Annotated in this window: 15 protein-coding genes; 7 read left to right on the top strand and 8 right to left on the bottom strand. The window is 63.9% G+C overall.

All coding sequences use genetic code 11. The annotated features are described in order from the left end of the window. Window position 1 precedes the first annotated feature (1 nt). Together OKA05_RS19315 and hrpB are read right to left on the bottom strand one after the other, a co-directional pair. Window positions 2-547: a zinc metallopeptidase gene (locus tag OKA05_RS19315; protein ID WP_264488830.1), complete on the bottom strand. Its 546-nt coding sequence runs from the start codon at window positions 545-547 to the stop codon at window positions 2-4. 13 nt (window positions 548-560) lie between these two features. Then, entirely contained in the window at window positions 561-3,152 is a 2,592-nt protein-coding gene (gene hrpB, locus OKA05_RS19310) for an ATP-dependent helicase HrpB (RefSeq protein ID WP_264488829.1), read from the bottom strand. Window positions 3,153-3,325: 173 nt separating this feature from the next. Here hrpB and OKA05_RS19305 point away from each other — a divergent pair, with 173 nt between their 5' ends. Then, window positions 3,326-3,541 (top strand): Sec-independent protein translocase subunit TatA/TatB, encoded by a 216-nt coding sequence (locus OKA05_RS19305; RefSeq protein WP_343226980.1) that lies wholly within the window; start codon window positions 3,326-3,328, stop codon window positions 3,539-3,541. Window positions 3,542-3,546: 5 nt separating this feature from the next. Continuing rightward, window positions 3,547-4,593 carry an endonuclease/exonuclease/phosphatase family protein gene (locus OKA05_RS19300; RefSeq protein ID WP_264488827.1) on the top strand — a complete coding sequence of 349 codons (1,047 nt, stop codon included), beginning with the start codon at window positions 3,547-3,549 and terminating at the stop codon, window positions 4,591-4,593. Window positions 4,594-4,631: 38 nt separating this feature from the next. On the opposite strand, the gene OKA05_RS19295 is transcribed toward OKA05_RS19300, so the two are convergent. Continuing rightward, entirely contained in the window at window positions 4,632-6,476 is a 1,845-nt protein-coding gene (locus OKA05_RS19295; protein WP_264488826.1) for an alpha-amylase family glycosyl hydrolase, read from the bottom strand. Window positions 6,477-6,480: 4 nt separating this feature from the next. Continuing rightward, the gene (locus OKA05_RS19290; RefSeq protein ID WP_264488825.1) at window positions 6,481-7,779 is read right to left on the bottom strand and encodes an MFS transporter; all 1,299 of its coding nucleotides are present in this window, start codon (window positions 7,777-7,779) and stop codon (window positions 6,481-6,483) included. 186 nt (window positions 7,780-7,965) lie between these two features. Here OKA05_RS19290 and OKA05_RS19285 point away from each other — a divergent pair, with 186 nt between their 5' ends. Then, the gene (locus OKA05_RS19285) at window positions 7,966-10,179 is read left to right on the top strand and encodes a hypothetical protein (protein ID WP_264488824.1); all 2,214 of its coding nucleotides are present in this window, start codon (window positions 7,966-7,968) and stop codon (window positions 10,177-10,179) included. Between the two features lie 80 nt (window positions 10,180-10,259). Here the strand turns inward: OKA05_RS19285 and OKA05_RS19280 are convergent, their stop codons facing one another. Further along, window positions 10,260-10,931, bottom strand: a complete 672-nt coding sequence (locus tag OKA05_RS19280) for a SanA/YdcF family protein (RefSeq protein ID WP_264488823.1) — start codon at window positions 10,929-10,931, stop codon at window positions 10,260-10,262. Continuing rightward, complete coding sequence (locus tag OKA05_RS19275) at window positions 10,928-11,890, bottom strand: diacylglycerol/lipid kinase family protein (protein WP_343226978.1); 963 nt, start codon at window positions 11,888-11,890, stop codon at window positions 10,928-10,930. Before OKA05_RS19275 ends, OKA05_RS19280 begins: the two co-directional genes overlap by 4 nt. A gap of 122 nt (window positions 11,891-12,012) precedes the next feature. Between OKA05_RS19275 and OKA05_RS19270 the strand changes: the two genes are divergently transcribed. Next, window positions 12,013-12,261, top strand: a complete 249-nt coding sequence (locus OKA05_RS19270) for a hypothetical protein (RefSeq protein WP_264488821.1) — start codon at window positions 12,013-12,015, stop codon at window positions 12,259-12,261. 13 nt (window positions 12,262-12,274) lie between these two features. Here the strand turns inward: OKA05_RS19270 and OKA05_RS19265 are convergent, their stop codons facing one another. Further along, complete coding sequence (locus OKA05_RS19265; protein WP_264488820.1) at window positions 12,275-12,580, bottom strand: hypothetical protein; 306 nt, start codon at window positions 12,578-12,580, stop codon at window positions 12,275-12,277. A 36-nt stretch (window positions 12,581-12,616) separates the two neighbouring features. Then, window positions 12,617-13,366: a glucosamine-6-phosphate deaminase gene (gene nagB / locus OKA05_RS19260; protein WP_264488819.1), complete on the bottom strand. Its 750-nt coding sequence runs from the start codon at window positions 13,364-13,366 to the stop codon at window positions 12,617-12,619. Window positions 13,367-13,586: 220 nt separating this feature from the next. Here nagB and OKA05_RS19255 point away from each other — a divergent pair, with 220 nt between their 5' ends. From OKA05_RS19255 to OKA05_RS19245, 3 genes are all read left to right on the top strand, one after another. After that, on the top strand, window positions 13,587-15,089 hold the full coding sequence (locus tag OKA05_RS19255; protein WP_264488818.1) for a CoA-acylating methylmalonate-semialdehyde dehydrogenase: 1,503 nt from the start codon (window positions 13,587-13,589) through the stop codon (window positions 15,087-15,089). A 291-nt stretch (window positions 15,090-15,380) separates the two neighbouring features. After that, on the top strand, window positions 15,381-16,814 hold the full coding sequence (gene hydA, locus OKA05_RS19250) for a dihydropyrimidinase (protein WP_264488817.1): 1,434 nt from the start codon (window positions 15,381-15,383) through the stop codon (window positions 16,812-16,814). Between the two features lie 5 nt (window positions 16,815-16,819). Next, window positions 16,820-18,277 carry an NCS1 family nucleobase:cation symporter-1 gene (locus OKA05_RS19245; RefSeq protein ID WP_264488816.1) on the top strand — a complete coding sequence of 486 codons (1,458 nt, stop codon included), beginning with the start codon at window positions 16,820-16,822 and terminating at the stop codon, window positions 18,275-18,277. Window positions 18,278-18,282 lie beyond the last annotated feature (5 nt).

Raw genomic sequence — 18,282 nt, 5'->3', positions numbered from 1 at the left:
ATCAAAACGGCCACACCGTGCTCCAGACGCTGGCCTTGGCGCAGCGGATGACTTCATCCTCATCGGCCACGCGCTTCAAGGCACGGCTGGCCTTCAGGGCTTCGGTTCCCTTCGCCACGGCGCGCCACTCGACGGCCATGCCGGACAGGCGCACCAGCGTCCAGAATGCCACGGTCCCGACCGCTCCGGCTATCGCCCAGCCAGCAGGAACGCGCTTCGACAAGATGGCGAACACCGCCACCAGCAGGACGAGCGCCGGCAGGGCCTTGGTGAGGAAGGAGCCGCTGACCCGTGCCTTGGCGAAGGTGTTGCCTTCCTTCTCTAGCAGCGCCAACCCGCATTCCCTCAGGGCATTGCCCAGGGCCGCGGCGTGGGTCTCATTGCCGCGGCGACCGGGGGGAAGGCCGAGCCGTTCCCGGAGTTCGCGCACGCTGGTTCCGCAGTCCTGCCGCAGGCCTTCCATCCGCGCCTTCGTCCAGAACCAGTGCCGGGCGAGGCAGGCGCCGACCAGCGGGATCAAGGAGAGGATGAGGACGACTTTCCACACGGCTTGTTAGAGTTCAGCGTTTCTGGCCACCGGCGGCAAGCCAGGCCTTCGGGTCATCGGGCCAGGGCTGCTTCGGATAGCGTCCGGCGAGGTCCTTTTTCATCTGCGTGTAGCCACCGGCCCAGAAGCTGGCGAGGTCCTTGGTCATTTGCCACGGCCGATGGTTCGGCGCGCAGATGTGGACGAGCAGCGGGACGCGGCCGCCGGCGATGGTTGGCGTCTGCCATACGCCGAAAAGGTCGCGCACCCGCAGCGCGATCCATGGGTCCTTGCCGGGCTCGTAGGTGATCTTGGCGCTCTGGCCGTTCGCCAGCGAGATGCGCTCGGGAGCATAGGAATCGAGGGCGGCGCGTTGGGTGTGGCTGAGCCATTCACGCAGCACCGGCCACACCTGGCGCTCCTTGATGTCCTTGTAGCTGACGGCTCCGTGGCAGATTTGTGCGACCGCTGCGGCGCGATCCTCGTCGGTCCAGCCGGGCAGCTCCATGTCCGGCATCCATTGGCCGAGGCAGGAAAGCCGCGTGCACCATTGGTCCACGGCGGCGTCCCAGTGCTTCAGCACCAGTTCACCGGAGAGCACCCGCGCCGCCAGGATCTCGGCGGCGGCGTCGAGATTGATGCCGTGGTCGCTTTCCTTCGACTCCAGCACGAGGTCGCGAAAGCGGGTCTCCTTCCGCGAGACGACTCTTCTACGAGGTTCATCGTAGGCCGCGCCGTCGGTATGGGTGAAGTCGTCGGGGAAGAGCTCTTTCAGCCACGCCGGATCGACGGCCGTTGCGCGGCGGAGCTGGACGGTGACGTCGCGGCCCTCGACCTCGGTGATCTCGGCGGCGACGAAGGCGGCGGCGTTCTTCGCCGCGCTGTCCTCATCCAGTTTGCCCTTGCGCTTGTGGACCACGCGGCAGGCGAGGGTGGCCTCGCCGAAGCGCACCGCCAGACGGTCGCTGAAGGACGCCAGCATTGCGCGTCCGACCGCTTCACGGTGCTTGGTGAAATCGACGTCTTCCCATGGCCAGCCGCGCTGGAGCGCGAGTTTTCGCAGCCGGTCGAAACCTTGTGCCACTTCGCGGGCGCCGCGGCCGTGGACTCCGAGCGGAGCGCAGCGCTGGGGATGAAAGTCCATCCCTGCGGCGGAATCGAAGGCACGCCACTCGGCTTCGAAATCGCTGGCGTCGTCCTTGAAGACGAAATCCTTGCGGCCGAACCCGCCGCGCTTGTTCACGAAGATCCCTTCGCCCTGCACGGCCGCGGCGATGAATGCCATCTCGGCCACGCAGCCTTGCTCGACGCCCGCGAGCATCAGCCGCGAGTAGCGCGGCTCCAAAGGCAGGGCGGCCATGGCCCGGCCTTCGTCGGTGAGATCGCCGATGGAATCGATCGCGCCGAGGTCGTGCAGCAGCGACTCCGCGCGCAGCAGGCTTTCCTCCAGGGGGGCATCCAGCCAGCGGAAGTCGCGGACGTCCCGGATGTCGGCGGCTTTCAGCAGGAGCACGGTTTCCGCGAGATCGACGCGGCGGACTTCGGGCGCGTCGAAGGCCTCGCGGCGGTTATGCTCACTTTCGCTCCACAGCCGGAAGGCTCGCCCGGGACCGGTGCGGCCGGCACGACCGGCGCGTTGCTCGGCAGAGGCGCGGGAAATTTTCCGAACCAGCAGGGTATCGATGCCCCGGCGCGGGTCGAAGCTCGCCTCGCGGGCGAGACCGGCGTCGATCACGGTGCGCACGCCCTCGATGGTCAGCGAGGTTTCGGCAACATTCGTCGAGACGATGATCTTCGGCCGTTTGCCCGGTGAAACCGCCGCCTCCTGCGCCGCGGGTGGCAGGCCGCCGTGCAGCGGGAAAATGTCGTGGCCGCGGGCAAACGATGAGTTTTCGAGGATTTCGACCGTTTTCCGGATCTCGTGCATGCCAGGCAGGAAGCATAGCACGTCGCCGGCGTCCGGCTGGGCGAGGGCGTCCTTGCAGACGGTGGCGATGCGTTCCCAGACCGGCGTTTCCTGCGGCGGGCCGCCGCGGCGGTCGTTCACCTTCGGGCGCTCGGGGCGGTAGGCGATTTCGATGGGGAAGGTGCGGCCACCCGCTTCAAGCATTTGAGCCGGAGCGAGATACTCCGCTAGTCCGCGGGTTTCGAGGGTGGCGGACATGACCAGAACCCGCAGATCGGGACGGGCGGCCTCCTGGAGGTCGAGGCAGCGGCCAAGTGCCACGTCCACGGCCAGCCGGCGCTCGTGGAATTCGTCGAAAACCACCGCGCCAACGTCTTTTAGCGCGGAATCCTCCTGCAGCCAGCGCTGGAAGACCCCGTCCGTCATGTAGATCAGGCGGGTGTCGCGGCCGTAATTCGTGTCGAAACGCACTGCGTAGCCGACTTCGCCGCCAAGCCGGGCACCGCGAAGCTTCGCCACCCAGCCGGCGAGCAGCCGTGCGGCCATCCGGCGGGGCTCGATCACGAGGATTTTTCCGGAAATTCCGGCGTCCATGAGCATGCCGGGGACGGCCGTCGATTTGCCGGAGCCGGTCGGGGCTTTCAGCAGCACGCGGTCGCGCTCGCCGCGGGCCACGGCGGCTTTCAGGTCGGCCTCGATTTCATGAACCGGCAATCGCACGCCCCGTGCGATAGCGGCGGGAGAGTGGATTGAAAACCGCCAATCTCGCCTTCCGGGAAGCAATCACCGGGGCTCATGATTTTGTTGAACGAGGTGCCTTTCCGCGACCGTTATTCCCATTGCAAGCGGCCCACGGGGGGCCTACGCTCCAACTCATGAACACGCCACTCGCCATGTTTAACCTCGGCGGACAAGAAATGATGATCATTTTCGTGATCGTCCTCCTCCTTTTCGGAGCGAAAAAGATCCCTGAACTCGCCCGCGGTCTCGGCAAGAGCATGGGTGAATTCAAGAAGGCCCGCGAAGAATTCGAGCATGAGATCACTCGCTCGGAAGACGAAGTGCGGATCAAGGAAGCAGCCGGCAAGGAAGTGCACGACAAGGCCTGACCGGCGTGAAATTTCACGAGCGTCTGTTCCAGATCGCCCCGGGGTTACTCGGGGCGTTTTTCTTTTCGCTGGTCGGCTGCGAGAAGAAAGATCAGGCCGGGGATTGGGCGGCCCAGGCACCGCCTCCGCCCGCAGAAGCCCCCGCCAAGCCCGCCCCGAAACCGGTGGCACCGGCGCGGGTGGCGAAGTCTGCCGACACGCCGTTCACGGATGTCGCCGCGATCGAGCAGGGGACGGTCCGTTTCGTCGTCTTCAATGTGGAGAACTGGCTGACCATGGACAGCTATGTCGATGGCCAGAGTCAGCAGGGCAGGCCGAAGCCGGAAAAGGAGCGCCTCGCGGTGGCCAAGGTGCTGGCCGGGCAGAAGCCCGACATCCTCGGAGTCTCCGAAATCGGCACGGAGGAAGACGTGAAGGATCTCCAAGGCTACTTGGAACGGGCTGGTCATCCGATGGCGCATTTCTATCTCACTGGCGGTGCGGATCCTGTCCGCAGCCTCGCGATTCTTTCCCGCTTTCCCATTGGCGCGACAGCCCTTCACGAGAACCTGACCTATCGCTCGATGAAGCGGGAATACGATATGCAGCGCGGCATTCTCGACGCTTCCATCGCTACGCCCTCCGGCACCTATCGGTTTCTCGGCGTGCACCTGAAATCCAAACGTGACTCTCAGGACGGCGACCAGGAGGAAATGCGCTTGAACGAAGCGCACCTGTTCCGTCGCGAGATCGATGCCGTCTTCCGCGACGACCCCAAGGCGCGGCTGGTGGTTTACGGCGACTTCAATGACACGCGCAACAGCCCTGCCGTGAAGGCGATCCGCGGGGCGGGGAACAGCCCCCGTTCGCTGCAGATGATCGCCCTGAAAGACTCAAGGGGTGAATATTGGACGCACTACTGGGACTACCAGGATCTCTATTCGCGGATCGATTACGTGATGGTCAGCGATGCCCTGCGGCGCTCGGTCGAGTGGGATCGTTGCAAGATCGTCGACGATCCCGAAGTCGCCACTGCGAGCGATCACCGGCCGTTGCTGGTGATCTTGAAGTAGATAGAAAGTGGTCCGCACTCTCCGAGGGCGGTTTGCGTTCAGGGCGCGACTTCGATCACCAGCGCGCTGAGTGGCGGGAGTTTCGGAAGGGCAACGCCTTCACCGGCGAGGGGAGCGACAGGGCTTTTGACAGACCAATCGGAAGCGAGACGGTCCGTGAACTGCAGCGTCCTAGCGTCCTTTTTATCCAGCCACTCCACGGCGTTTTCCGGCAGGCGTAGCTTCGCGCCTTCGATGGCTTGAGAGCCGTGGAAATTCGCGACGACGAGGAAGGCTTGGCCGCTGGTCTTGTCTTGGCGCAGGTAGGCGTAGAGCCAGTGGCCGCTGGCGGTTTCGCCGTCGAGGCGGCCGAAGTGCGCGTTTTCGTTGTTGGCGTGGTTGAGGCCGTAGAACTCGCCTTTGGTGAAGGCGGGTTCGTGCATGAGGCGGATGAGTTTGCCGTACCATGCCCGCAGGGCCTTTTGCTCCTCGCTCAGGCGGCCGCCGTCGAACTTGCCGCTGTTAGACCATTTCGTGAACTCCGGCATCGACCAGTAGTCGAAGATGGTGGTGCGGGCGTCGTCGCCGCCGAAGCCTTCTTGGCCGGCGGCGGGTTCGCCGACTTCCTGGCCGGAGTAGAGCATCAGCGGGCCGCGGCCCATGCCGAAGAGGACGGCACTCACCGGCCGGCCGACGTGCATGCCGAGGCCGCCCCACTCCTTGGGGCTGGCGAGGCGGACCTCGTCGTGGTTCTCGGCGTAGCGCAGCGAGCGGTGGAAGCGCTCGCCGGTGAAGGTGAGGGTGTCGAGGTCGTTGGCCCACTTGCCGGAGTCGTAGAGGCCTTCGAGCACGTCATAGACGGGGTCGTCATAGACGGCGTCGAAGCCGGACTTGAGGAGTTCGTCGAGCACGTGGCCGTCGGTGAGCTTGGCGGGGTCGTTGTCGTAGGCCTCGGCGGAGAAGAAGACGCCGGCCTCGCGATCGCGGGCGCGCTTGATGGACCAGCGCCAGAATTCCATCGGGATCATGTGCGCCATGTCGGCCCGGAAGCCGTCCACGCCCATCTCCTGCCAGTAAGCGAGGATGGCGTCCATGGTGCGCCAGGTCTTCGGCACGTCCGCCGGTTCGGACTCGGGGCCGGGAAGGTGGGTGGTATTGCGGCCGGTGGTGAAATCGTGGCCGTAGTTCAGCTTCACGGTCTCGTACCAGTCGTTGATGGAAGGCGACCATGAGATCACGTTGTTTCCCGTGACCCTGCCAAAGTCGGTCTCCGGCGCGAAGCGGCCGGTGCAGCCGGGCATGTCCGCCGTTGGCAGTTTCAACGGCGGGCCGCCGCCCGCGTCGCTACTACGGAGGTAGTAGAAATGGTTGTCGCGGGTGAAGAAGGCCGTGGTGTCGTCGCCCTTGCCGAACGAGTGCTCCGGCTTCACGTCCGAGTCATAGGAGCGGGCGACGTGGTTCGGCACGAAGTCGATGATGACTTTCAGCCCATGTTCCCGGCAGCGGTCGAGCAATTGCTTGAACTCATCCAGCCGCTTCGCCGGGTTGACCGCGTAGTCGGGGCACACGTCGAAGTAGTCCTTGATGGCGTAGGGACTGCCGGCGATTCCCTTGAGGATGTCCGGAGCATCGGCCGGGCGGTTGGGATAGGCAGTACCGCTCGCTTGCTCCAGCACGCCGGTCAGCCACAGGTGGGTGAAGCCCATGTCCTTGAGCGAACGCAGCGCGACCGCATCGATATCCTTGAATTTCCCGCAGCCGTTCTCCGCCAGCGTGCCATTGGTCTTGCGGGTCTCGGAGGTGTTGCCGAACAGCCGCGGCAGGAGCTGATAGATCACGGGTCGCTCGGCGGCATTCATTGCGGAAGCAGTCAAACAGAGCAGGAGGCTGGCCACAAACTTCATCGCGTCATGGGGTGGCGGGTTGGTCGTCTTTCACCATCAGCGTGAAGGCGGCGGCGATGAGCAGGCAGATGCCGCCGAGCACCACGGCAGACAGGCGGTTGAAGCCTTCGAAATGCTCCATCACCCGGCTGAGCACGATGGCGACGAGGATCTGCGGGATCACGATGAAGAAGTTGAAGATGCCCATGTAAACGCCCATCCGGTTCGCCGGCAGGGCGGAGGAAAGCATCGCGTAGGGCATCGAGAGGATGGACGCCCAGGCGATGCCAATGCCGCTGAAGCAGACCCATTGGAGCACGGCGTGATCCTTCACGACGCCGGCCGAGGCCAGCCCGAGGCCGCCGAGCAGCAGCGAGACGAAATGGATGCGCTTGGCCGAGCAGACCCGGCCGAGCCACAGGAAGCCCATGGCGGCGAAGAAGGCGACGAGGTTGTAGACCGCGAAGCAGTTGTTCGCGAGGTCGATGCCGTCCTTGTAGAGCTGGGAATTCGTGTCGGTGGCACCGAGGACATTCCTCGCGACGGCCACGCTGAAAAAGATCCACATGCAGAAGAGGCCCATCCAAGTGAAGAACTGGACCACGGCGAGCTGCTTCATCCGAGCGGGCATCTGCTTGAGCGCCGAGAGGATCTCATGCATGCCCGAGTGCTCCGGTGGTTTTTCGTCGGGCGAGGGCGGATGCTCCTTGGTGGTGAAGACGGTCCACAGCACGGCCAGCAGGAACACGACCGCGCCGACGGCAAAGGCGACGTGCACGGTCTGGGGGATCGGCTGCCCGGCTCCGGTGACGGCGCTGACCCCGCCATGGTCGCGCAGCCAGCCGGGGAGCTTCGAGGCGATCACCGCGCCGGCCCCGATGAAGACCGACTGCATGGCGAAGCCCACGGTGCGCTGCTGGTGCGGCAGCAAATCGGCGACGAACGCCCGGAACGGCTCCATGCTGATATTCACCGAGGCGTCGAGGACCCACAGCAGCCCCGCCGCCATCCAAAGCGCGCCGGAGTGGGGCATCAGGAACAGGGCGAGCGACGACAGGATGGCTCCCACGAGGAAATACGGCCGCCGCCGGCCCCAAAACGGGTGCCAGGTGCGGTCGGACATCGCGCCGATGATGGGCTGGACGATGAGCCCGGTGAGCGGGGCGGCCAGCCACAGAAGGGGCAGTTCGCTTTCCTTGGCGCCTAGATACTCATAGATCGCGGACATATTGCCCATCTGCAGGCCCCAGCCGAACTGGATGCCGAAGAAGCCGAAGGACATGTTCCAGATCTGCCAGAACGAGAGGCGGGGTTTTTCAGACATGGGTTTCCGGGGAAAGGGGGGATCCCCAGCTTGGACTGGAGCGTGGCGGATTCCTGCCGGCGGGAAAGTCCGGCAGGAATCCTCCCCGACCTAGGAATGTTGGATCTAACGACCCGGTTTAATTCCCAAACCTGTTCCGGTTTGGAATTGCCCCGGGTCCGTGGTTTTCCGTAGCGTTCGCAAGCAATGAAAGCATTCCGCCCTTGGTTTACCGTTCTTCCCGTCTCGGCACTCGTCCTCGGTGCCTGCGAGAAGAAGGAGCAGCAATCCGCGCCGGCGGCCCCCGGAGAAGTCGCCAAGACTCCGGCAGCGACGCCCGCCGAGACCCCGCCTGCTCCAGTGGTGAAGGCCCTGACGCCCGGCGAGCGGAAGGCCATGCTCGGCATCGTCGGCCACCTTTCCAAGGATACGGAGAGCGTGATGGCCCTCTACGACGGCAAGGACATCGTCAAACGCCTGAAGTCGCTCAAGACCTGGGAGTTCATCCGCGAGATGGCGAAGGAAGAGGATGGCACGGACATCGAGGAGGAAATGGCCGAAGGCGCGGCCGAGGCCGGCAAGTTCCTCGGCCAAGAAATTTTCCTCGCGACCGGCAAGGGCACCGCCCCGCAGCTCTCGAACCTGATGAAACTCAGCCAGCGCAGCAATTACTACCAGATGCGCGTGCTGACGCAGGCCTTCGCCGCCGGTGCCAAGGACGGCGACTTCTCCGGCCTGGATACAGCCAGTCAGGAGGCGATGATGACGATGGCCAAGGAGATCGGCAAGGAGATGGCGCTGATCGAAGCCGCCGCCATGCCGCCGACGCTGATCGGGGTGAAGGCGCAGGACGCCGAGGCGCTGGCGATGGCGCAGGAGCAGCTCACCTCCGGTCTGGAAGGGCTGCCGGGCATGCTCGGCGAAGGCGCCAAGCCACTGGAATTCACCAAGGGCGGAGTCACCTTCAAGGGCTACAAGCTCGCCGGCAGCTTCTTTGCGGAGCAGATGCAGGCCAGTCGCGCAGACCTAGAGCAGACCCTCGAACCTGCCGACGTGGATCGCTTGATCGCCGCGGTCAAGACGAAGAATCTGTCGATTGCCCAAGGAGCGCTCGAAGACTATCTGATGATCTTCGTGGGCGATAGCGAGGAAGCCTGTCCGCTGGTGGAAAAGGTCGAGGACTCGCTTGCGGCCAATGAGGCGATTTCCTTTGTGGATGGCTATCAAGGCAAGAAGCTGGCCGGGTTCCTTTACGGTGACCAAGGCGTGGTGAAGTCCGGCATCGCCGGCAGCCTGAAGGACATGGCGCTCGGCATCCGTGACGGTCTGGCCGGTGCCGAGGGCCTGGGCGACACCCGCGAGCTGGCTTCGCTGCTCGAGCTGGTGGGAGAGAAGGAAGACGCGCTGCTCGGCCTGGCCAAGGCCGATACCATCGGCGGGCTGGTGGTGCAGGATCAGGGCGTGAAGTTCGAGTTCTTCGGCGGCGTCAATCGCGGCGCGGCCGATCACACCGCCGCTCACCAGCTTGCGAATCTCGGCTCCAGCGATGATGTGCTGCTCTTCGGCAATTGGGTGGCCGATGCCGAATACTCGAAGCGCGCCGGCGAATATGGCGAAGCGCTCGTGGAGACCGCTTACTCCGTGGCCGAAAAGGTGGCCGGACTGAAGGTGGAGGACTCGGAGGAGTTCGCACAATTCCAGCAAGGCTTCGTGCTCTTCAACGAGAAGTTCCGCGCCGACACCATCGCGATGTGGGACGCGCTTTCGACAGCCAACTCCGGCCTTGGCAAGGAAACCGCCCTGGTGGTGGACCTCAAGGGCAAGATGCCGCCATTCCCCGGCGTGCCTCAGGAGCTGGTCGATGGCGGCCGTTTCCTCCGTGCATCCGCAGTTTCGCCAGTCACCGATCGCGCTAAGCTCAAGGACTCGTGGGGCAAGATGGAGGGTTCGCTGAAGAACATCTTCAAGACGGCGAGCGAACTGGCGGGCGAGGACATTCCGATGCAAACGCCGATGCCCACGGAGAAGGATGGCTTTACCACCTGGTTCTTCTCGATGGGTGCGTTTGGCGACTTCGTGCCGTCGGTCACGGTCAGCGACAAGTGGTTCGTGGCGTCCACCTCGAAGTCCCAGGCGCTCGATCTCGCCGTGTCGGCTGAAAAGGCAGCCGGTGAGCGCAAGGGCGCTTGGCTGGAGCTGGACTTCGACACGCTGCGGAAGTTCACCGGCGACTGGGTCACGCTGATGGAGAAGAACGGCGAAGCCGCTCTCGGCAGCCCCGAGAAGTTCGCCGAATTCAAGGAGCAACTCCCGCGCATCAAGAAGGGCCTCGCGGCCTTCGAGGAGTTCGACCAGATTAGCTTCAACGAGCGCATCGAAGGCGGAAAACTCCGCAGTACGGTGCACTTCAAGGTCCGCTGAGGTTCCCTCACATTCCGGATTCCAAAGGGCCTCCCGCAAGGGAGGCCTTTTTCGTGCGGCGTGTGCGACAGGGATAATCCCTACTCCGGCAAGGGGATCTTCTCCCCCAGATGCTTCGGCCTGGTTCCGAGCACCCGCACGTCCAGCCACATCTTCACCCGCGCGCCGACCTCGCGGAGCTTCGTTTTCAGTCCGCCTTGGCCGGCCACGTCGCGGGCATTGTAGCCGCAGTAGGTGATGCCATTCGCCTTGGCGAGGTAGGCGGCACGTTCGTTGTGAAAGCGCTGCGAGACGAAGAGCATGTCGTCGAGGCCGAAGACCTCCTTCGCCCGCACCACGGAGTCCAAGGTCCGCAGGCCGGCATAGTCGCAGACGATCCGGTCCTTCGGGATGCCGCGCTTGATGAGCGCCGCCTTCATCTTCTCCGGCTCGTTGTAGTATTTCTCGCTGTTGTCTCCGGAAACGAGGATCAGCCGGACCTTGCCCGCTTTCCATAACGCTTCCGCCGCATCGATGCGGTAGCGGAAGTACAAGTTTTCGCGGCCTTGGAAACGGTCGTCGGTGCCGAACACCAGCGCGACCTTGCCCGCAGGAACCTTCGAAAGGTCGTCGAACAGCACGCCACGGCCGGCGTGGAGCGCGGCGAAATTCGCCCACGCCACGAATGCCACCGCCAGCAGGCAAAGCACTGCCACCGTGACGACGATCCGTTTCAGCCAGCGTTTCCACGATGGCTTTTGCGGAACCCTCACACCTTCTGCTCCTGGGGTTTCCATTTCGTCCACGAGACCATCGCCTTGACCGCTTCCGCGAAACGGCTGCCGATCGGTTCTTCGGGTGCAAGCACCCTCAGGCGGCCGGGGTCCTGATTGGTGAAGGCCACCTCAGTACAACGCCCCATCAATTCCCCGTCGACCTGGACGGGCACCTCGCGGTCGGCGGTCACGCGCAGCGCATGGGCTTGCAGGTAGCTGACGGTGGAGCCCGCGTGTTCCAAGTCGCCGAGTGCGAGCCCGCGCAGCGAGTCGAGCACCAGCCTGTAGCCGGCCTCCTTGAAGACCAGCACGTCGAGCATGCTGTCGCGATTGTCGGCCTTGTGGAAGAGCTTGAATTGGCCGCCGTAGAGCGAGCCATTGCCCGCCAGGACAGCCACGCCTTCTTCCTGCGTGCCGTCATCGCAAGTCACCAGCATCCGCGGCGGGGTTTCCCCGAGCACCTTCACCGCGGCCAGCAGGTAGGCGAGGGGACCGAGCACCTTCTTGCTCTCCCACGTGGTTTCCTCGATGACCATTGCGTCGAAGCCGACGCCGGCCATCTGCACGAAGGGGATGCCATTCGCCTCGAAAAGGTCGATCTCCCGTACTCGCCCCTCTTCGATCACCTCGAAGGCGCGGGAGAGGTTGTCGAAGGGAATGCCGAGTTCGCGGGCGAAGACATTCATGGTGCCGGCGGGCAATACGCCGAGCGCGGTCTGCGAACCGGAGAGTCCCTGAACCACGGCGTTCAGCGTGCCATCGCCGCCCGCCGCGATGACCACCGGCTCGCCATTGCGGGCGAAGGCAGCGGCAAGATCGCGGGCCTCCTCGGCGCTGCTCGTGGCGTAGAGCGCGAAGCGAGTCGCGTGATCCATCAAAAAGCCAAGCGCCCGCCTGCCTTTTTGACTGCGTGCCTTGGGGTTGAAAATGAGCGGATACCGGTGAGGTCCCTTCACGCCCCGAATGGAAGCCGGGCGCGGCCAAATGCCAAACCCCAAATGGTGTCGCATGCCGCGAAACGGGCCGGTAGGTCGCGGGAAGACAGAAGGGCCGGCTTCCCCCCGTAGCTCCCTTTGCGATGAACTGCCCCCATTGCCAGCGCCTGCTCTACAGCCGCCAGCACGCCCGCTGCGGGTATTGCGGAGGATTGCTCCCGGAGGAGGTGCGCCTCTCCGACCACGAGGTGGACGAAATGAAAGCCGAGATTCGCGACATCGATGCCCGCCGTGCCGTGGCAAAAGAAAAGGAAGACCGCGAGCGCGAGGAACAGCGGCGTCGGGATCGGGACCGTGGAGCGGCGGTTTACTTTCCGCCGGGACCCTTCTGAAGCGACTTCCGTTTTAGCGCCGGAACCGTCGATAGGCATTCATGTAGCCCGCCGCGAAGTCCTTCTTGGTTGCCGCACTGTAGTAGTTGTTGTAGAGCAGGTAGTTCGCTTGCCGGCCTTGGAGCGCGTCCTTGCGGCCGAAGCCCCAGCCTTGTTGGTAGGCTTGGTCGCGTTGCGCCTGAAGTCCCCCACCGGGGAGCGGGGGACCGGGAATTGGCGGCGGGCCGTGGACCGGCGGCGGGTAACCGGGTCCGGGCGGAATGCAGGAAGAAAGCGCGACTACACTGGCGACGACCGCGAGCGACTGGAAAGGATTCATAGTTCCGACCCTGAATCGAACCCGAAGCCCGTCAAATCAAAGTTCGGAGCCCGCCTCGGCATCGAGGTAGAAGGTCGCGTCGGGATGTTCTTGCAGGAACGACGCACTCACCTGGTCGGTGATTGGGCCCGTGAGTGCTTCCTTCACGATGGATGCTTTTCCGTCGCCCCAGGCGAGCAGGGCGATTTTCCGTGCCTCCAGGATGGTGCCGCAGCCCATCGAGATGGCGTGGGTGGGCACGTGCTCCAGCCCTCCGAAGGATGGCGCGGCATCTTCGCGGGTGATCGGGTCGAGCTCGACCTGGCGGGTCCGGCTGTCGCGGGGCGAACCGGGTTCATTGAAGCCGATGTGACCGGTGCGGCCGATCCCGAGGAGCTGGAAGTCGATGCCGCCAGCATCGCGGATCGCCTTTTCATAGGCGGCGCAACGGGCCGAAATGTCGTCGGGATTGCCGTTCGGGATGTTGATGTTCTCCGGTCGCATGTCGACGTGGCTGAAAAGCTCGCGCTCCATGAAGGTGCGGTAGCTCTCCGGATGGCCGTGCGAGAGGCCGAGATACTCGTCGAGATTGAAGGAAATCACGTTGGCGAACGAGAGTTCACCGGCTTGATGCAGGCGGATCAGTTCGGCGTAGAAGGGCAGGGGGGTGCGACCGGTCGCGAGACCAAGCACGGCGGGGCGGCCGGCGTTGTTGATCGAGCGGACGAGTTCGGCGACTTCGGCTGCGAGAATGCGGCAGGCTTCGGTACGATCGGGGAAGATTCGTGCGGGAGCGGACTCGGTCATGCGGCGGAGGTGAAGATGAGGTCGAGAATTGTCAAAATCAAACGGGTCGTAAAAGCGCAGGGAATTTGCGAAAAAGCGATGGCTTCAGGTGAGGGTGCTCCGCGAATCTTGCTATTCGCCTCCTCTGGCCGCCCGGTAAAACAACGAAAGCGGCCTTGCTGGAGCGGCATGCTTTCCGCTAGAAACGGTGTGATCCTGCCCGTTTGCAGGCGCACCCATCATGAACCCTGCCGCCGTGGATCAGACCTGCCCCTTGTATCTTGGTGGAAAATGGAAGGAGGTGGCGGGCAGGGGCAGCAGCCAAGTCTTCAATCCCTCCCGCGGCACGGTCATCGCCTCCGTCCCGATGTGTGGCGCGGCCGAGGTGAACGAGGTCGTCGCGGCTGCCAGGGCTGCTTTTCCCGATTGGCGGGACACCCCGCCGAACGAGCGGGCTCAGGTGCTATTCCGGCTGAAGATCCTGCTGGAGGACGCCTTCGAGGAGCTCTGCCTCGGCATTTCCACGGAGCACGGCAAGACCCTTTCCGAGGCCCGCGGCGACCTGCGGCGGGGCATCGAGGTGGTGGAGTTTGCCTGCGGGATCCCCACGCTGCTGATGGGGGAGTCGCTGGAGAACATCGCGCGGGGGATCGACTGCCACACCGACCGGCACCCGCTCGGCGTGGTAGCGGGCATCTGTCCGTTCAATTTCCCGGCCCTCGTCCCGATGTGGATGTGGCCGATCGCCATCGCCTGTGGGAATACCTTCGTGCTCAAACCGAGCGAGAAGGTCCCGCTCACCATGCAGCGCGTGGTGGGCTTGTTAGAGAAAGCCGGCTTGCCGCCGGGTGTGCTGAATATCGTCCATGGCGGCCGCGAGTGCGTGGATGCGCTGCTGGAGCACCCGGACGTCGCGGCGATTTCCTTCGTCGGCTCGACGCCGGTGGCCCGCGAGATCCATCGCAAGGGAACATCCCATGGCAAGCGTGTCCAAGCGGCCGGTGGCGCGAAGAATTTCGTGATCCTGATGCCCGATGCCGACGTGGATCGCACGGTGGAGGCGGTGAAGGACGGTGCGTTCGGTTGCGCGGGCGAGCGCTGCATGGCCGGTTCGACCGCGGTGGCAGTCGGGGAGGCGGGGGACAAGCTGTTGCCCGCCTTGGCTGATCTCGTGGGTGCGATGAAGGTCGGTCCTACCGACATCCGCGACTCGCAGCCTGACATGGGCGCGGTCATTTCCGCCGAGCACAAGGCGCGTGTCTCCGGGCTTGTCGATGCTGGCGAACATGCCGGGGCAAAGGTTCTAACGGACGGTCGCAAGACGAAGGTGGACGCCGCTCCCGACGGCTTCTTCCTTGGGCCTACCGTCATCGACCACGTGACGCCTGACAACCCGCTGATGGGGACGGAGGTCTTCGGTCCCGTGCTGGCCGTGCTGCGTGCGAAGACCCTTGAAGATGCCATCTCGCTCGCCAACCGGCAGGCCTTTGGCAATGGGGCGTCGATCTTCACTAGCTCTGGCAAGGCCGCCCGCGAATTCCGTCGCAATGTCAGCGCTGGCATGGTGGGCATCAACGTCGGCGTTCCCGCACCGCTCGCCTATTTCCCCTTCAGCGGCTGGAACGATTCGTTCTTCGGCGACCTCCACATCCAGGGCAAGGAAGGCGTCGAGTTCTTCACCAAACGCAAGACCACGACCACGCGGTGGTTCTCCTTCGGCGATGGGGAGGTGTGGGCGAGGTGAAAGGAGCGCAGCCAATGTCATCCACCGATTCCGAGCCCGGGTTGTCGTCTCCGTATCGTCCAAGCATTCGTGGGCTTCTTGTCCGCTTCTTGCTTCGCTTGCTGATGATCGTGCTCGCCAGTTTCGTCGTGTGGAAGTTTCCCGAGCATCAGACGGGTGTGATCCTCGGTGTGCTTGTCATGTTGGTTCTCGTGAAATGGGGATTTAGGAAGTTGGTTTCGGGAACCCCAGCCGATCCCCAGAAATAGAAATCCCTGCGTTCTTCTCCGCGGTTCGTTCTTCTAACATCCAATGAGCCTTCTCATCCGCAACGGCGACATCGTCACTGCCACCACCCGCTTCACCGCCGACATCCTATGCGAGAACGGTGTGATCACCGCCATTGATCGCGACTTGCCCGTGCCTCCCGGAGCAGAGGTGATCGATGCGACCGGCAAGGTTGTCTTTCCGGGCTTCATCGATCCCCACGTCCACATTTACCTGCCCTTTATGGGCACTTATGCGAAGGACGATTGGGCGAGCGGCAGCAAGGCGGCGCTGATGGGCGGCACCACCACGCTGATTGAGATGTGCTGCCCGTCGCGTGCCGAGGACCCGCTGGAGGCGATCCGGCTGTGGAAAAGCAAGGCGGCCGGTCTCGCCTCCTGCGACTATACCTTCCACGCCGGGATCACGAAGTTCGACGACACGACGGCCGCGGCCATGACGGCAATCGTGAAGGAGGAAGCCATTTCGTCCTTCAAGGTTTTCCTCGCCTACAAGGGCGCCTTCGGCATCGATGACACCGAGCTCTACCGCACGCTCGTCACTGTGAAGGAACTCGGCGCTGTGCTCACCGCCCACTGCGAGAACGCGGAGTTGGTGGCTGAAACCCAGAAGAAGCTCGTCGCCGAGGGGAAGACCGGCCCGGAATGGCACGAGCCGTCGCGGCCGATCAGTGTGGAGGCGGAAGGCTGCCATCACCTGATGACCTTCGCGGGCATGACCGGCACCGAGGTCTATGTGGTCCACACGAGTTGCAGGCCGGCGGTCGAGGCGATCGTCGAGGCTCGGGCCCGTGGCGTGAAGGCCGGCATCGAGACGGTCGCGCCTTACCTCACACTCGACAGCAGCTATGCCGAGAAGCCGGAATTCGAGGGCGCGAAGTGGGTGATGAGCCCGCCGATCCGCTCCAAGGAACAGCAGGAGTTCCTTTGGCAATGTCTCGCTGATGGCACCATCGACACCGTGGCCACCGATCACGCGCCCTTTGATTTCGCCACCCAGAAGCACATGGGCCACCCCGAAGCCGACAAGGCGGTCGATGCTTCGTTCGAGCCAACCGGCAAGCCGGCGAACTTCACGCTCATCCCGAACGGCATCCCGAGCGTCGAGGAGCGCGTGAAGCTGCTCTACACGCATGGGGTCGCCACCGGCCGCATCGACCTGCATGCTTTTGTTAGACTCGCCAGCACCCGCGCTGCCGAGATCTTCGGGCTTTACCCGCGGAAGGGCGAGGTCGCCCTCGGCAGCGACGCCGACCTGGTGATCTGGGATCCCGCATGGCGGGGCATCATTTCCGCCGCCACCCATTCGATGGCCACCGACTATTCGGCGTGGGAAGGCTGGCCCGTCGAGGGGCGTCCGGAACTCGTCACCGTGCGTGGCAAGGTGATGGTCCGCGATGGTACTTGGTGCGGCGACACGGGGTGGGGGACATTTCTTGAGCGCAGGCCGAAGGATTGATTTCGATGCACCAGCCCCATCACGACGATTCGCTGATCAATGACGACATTGCCCCGGTGCCCGTGGCGAAGCGGACTTGGTCGACGCGCGACATCGCCGCGTTGTGGGTGGGTATGGCCGTGTGCATCCCGACCTACAGCATCGCCAGCAGTCTGTTAGGCAATGGGCTCACGTGGTGGCAGGCGGTGCTCACCGTGTTCCTGGGCAATCTCATCGTGCTGGTGCCGATGACCCTGAATGCTCATCCCGGCACGGCCTACGGCATCCCTTTCCCGGTGCTGCTGCGCGCCAGTTTCGGCACCCGCGGTGCCAATGTCGCCGCCATGCTGCGTGGCGTGGTGGCGTGCGGGTGGTTCGGCATTCAGACGTGGGTCGGAGGAGACGCGATTTACTCGACGCTGGGCATGATGTTCGGCTGGGACAAGCCGGAGGCGATTTCGTGGCTCGGCATTTCCGGCGGCCAGTTCGCCTGCTTCATGGTCTTCTGGGCGATCAATGTTTTCTTCATCCTCAAGGGCATGGAGTCGATCCGGTGGCTCGAAGTCTTGAGTGCGCCGTTTCTGTTGCTCGTGGGTGTCGCGCTGATGGTATGGGCGGTTGCGAAAGCCGGTGGCTTTGGCCCTGTCTTCGCAGGCAACTCGCGGGCGCTACCGGTGAATGAATTCCTGCCCGTCTTCGGCGCGGGTCTCACCGCGATGGTGGGTTTCTGGGCGACCCTTTCGCTGAATATCCCCGACTTCTCCCGCTATGCTCGATCGCAGAAGGACCAGGTGCTCGGCCAGGCCATCGGTCTCCCTCCGACCATGACGCTCTACTCGTTCATCGGCATCGTGGTCACGGGAGCGACGGTGGTGATCTACGGCGGCGATGGTATTTGGAACCCCGTGGACGTGATCGGCAAGATCGGCAGCCCATGGCTCTCCGCGCTGGCCCTGATCGCTCTCGCCATCGCCACGCTCTCGACGAATATCGCGGCCAATGTCGTTTCCCCGGCGAACGACTTCTCCAATCTCGCTCCAAAGCACATCAGCTTCCGCACCGGCGGCATGATCACCGCGGTGATCGGCATCCTGATGATGCCGTGGAAACTCTACGCCGATCCGAATGGTTACATCTTCACCTGGCTCATCGGTTACAGCGCGCTGTTAGGGCCGATCGCCGGGATCATGATCGCCGATTACTTTGTGCTGCGGCGGAGGAAGCTGGATGTGGATGAACTCTACCGGACGAACGGCATCTATCGCTTTACCAACGGCTTCAGCCTCGCCGGGTTGTCCGCGTTCTTGCTCTCCGTTTCGCCGAATCTGCCGGGCTTTCTGGTGCAGATTGGTGCCCTCGACGCCGCTTCGGTGCCGGACATCTTCGAAACTCTCTACCGGCAGGCCTGGTTCGTCGGGTTCGGGCTTGGTTTCGTGCTCTTCCTGGCTTTCCGGAAAGTCGCCCCGGTTAAAATCCATCCCTGATCCTC

It is taken from the genome of Luteolibacter arcticus (genome assembly GCF_025950235.1).
GTDB classification, from domain to species: domain Bacteria; phylum Verrucomicrobiota; class Verrucomicrobiia; order Verrucomicrobiales; family Akkermansiaceae; genus Haloferula; species Haloferula arctica.
This window is presented reverse-complemented; position numbering and strand designations above follow the sequence as displayed.

Excerpts from the sequence above, each read along its gene's own strand:
- OKA05_RS19305 (WP_343226980.1), top strand. The coding sequence starts at position 3,326 with ATGTTTAACCTCGGCGGACAAGAAATGATGATCATTTTCGTGATCGTC.
- OKA05_RS19295 (WP_264488826.1), bottom strand. The coding sequence starts at position 6,476 with ATGAAGTTTGTGGCCAGCCTCCTGCTCTGTTTGACTGCTTCCGCAATG.
- OKA05_RS19290 (WP_264488825.1), bottom strand. The coding sequence starts at position 7,779 with ATGTCTGAAAAACCCCGCCTCTCGTTCTGGCAGATCTGGAACATGTCC.
- OKA05_RS19285 (WP_264488824.1), top strand. The coding sequence starts at position 7,966 with ATGAAAGCATTCCGCCCTTGGTTTACCGTTCTTCCCGTCTCGGCACTC.
- OKA05_RS19270 (WP_264488821.1), top strand. The coding sequence starts at position 12,013 with ATGAACTGCCCCCATTGCCAGCGCCTGCTCTACAGCCGCCAGCACGCC.
- OKA05_RS19265 (WP_264488820.1), bottom strand. The coding sequence starts at position 12,580 with ATGAATCCTTTCCAGTCGCTCGCGGTCGTCGCCAGTGTAGTCGCGCTT.
- nagB (WP_264488819.1), bottom strand. The coding sequence starts at position 13,366 with ATGACCGAGTCCGCTCCCGCACGAATCTTCCCCGATCGTACCGAAGCC.
- OKA05_RS19255 (WP_264488818.1), top strand. The coding sequence starts at position 13,587 with ATGAACCCTGCCGCCGTGGATCAGACCTGCCCCTTGTATCTTGGTGGA.
- hydA (WP_264488817.1), top strand. The coding sequence starts at position 15,381 with ATGAGCCTTCTCATCCGCAACGGCGACATCGTCACTGCCACCACCCGC.
- OKA05_RS19245 (WP_264488816.1), top strand. The coding sequence starts at position 16,820 with ATGCACCAGCCCCATCACGACGATTCGCTGATCAATGACGACATTGCC.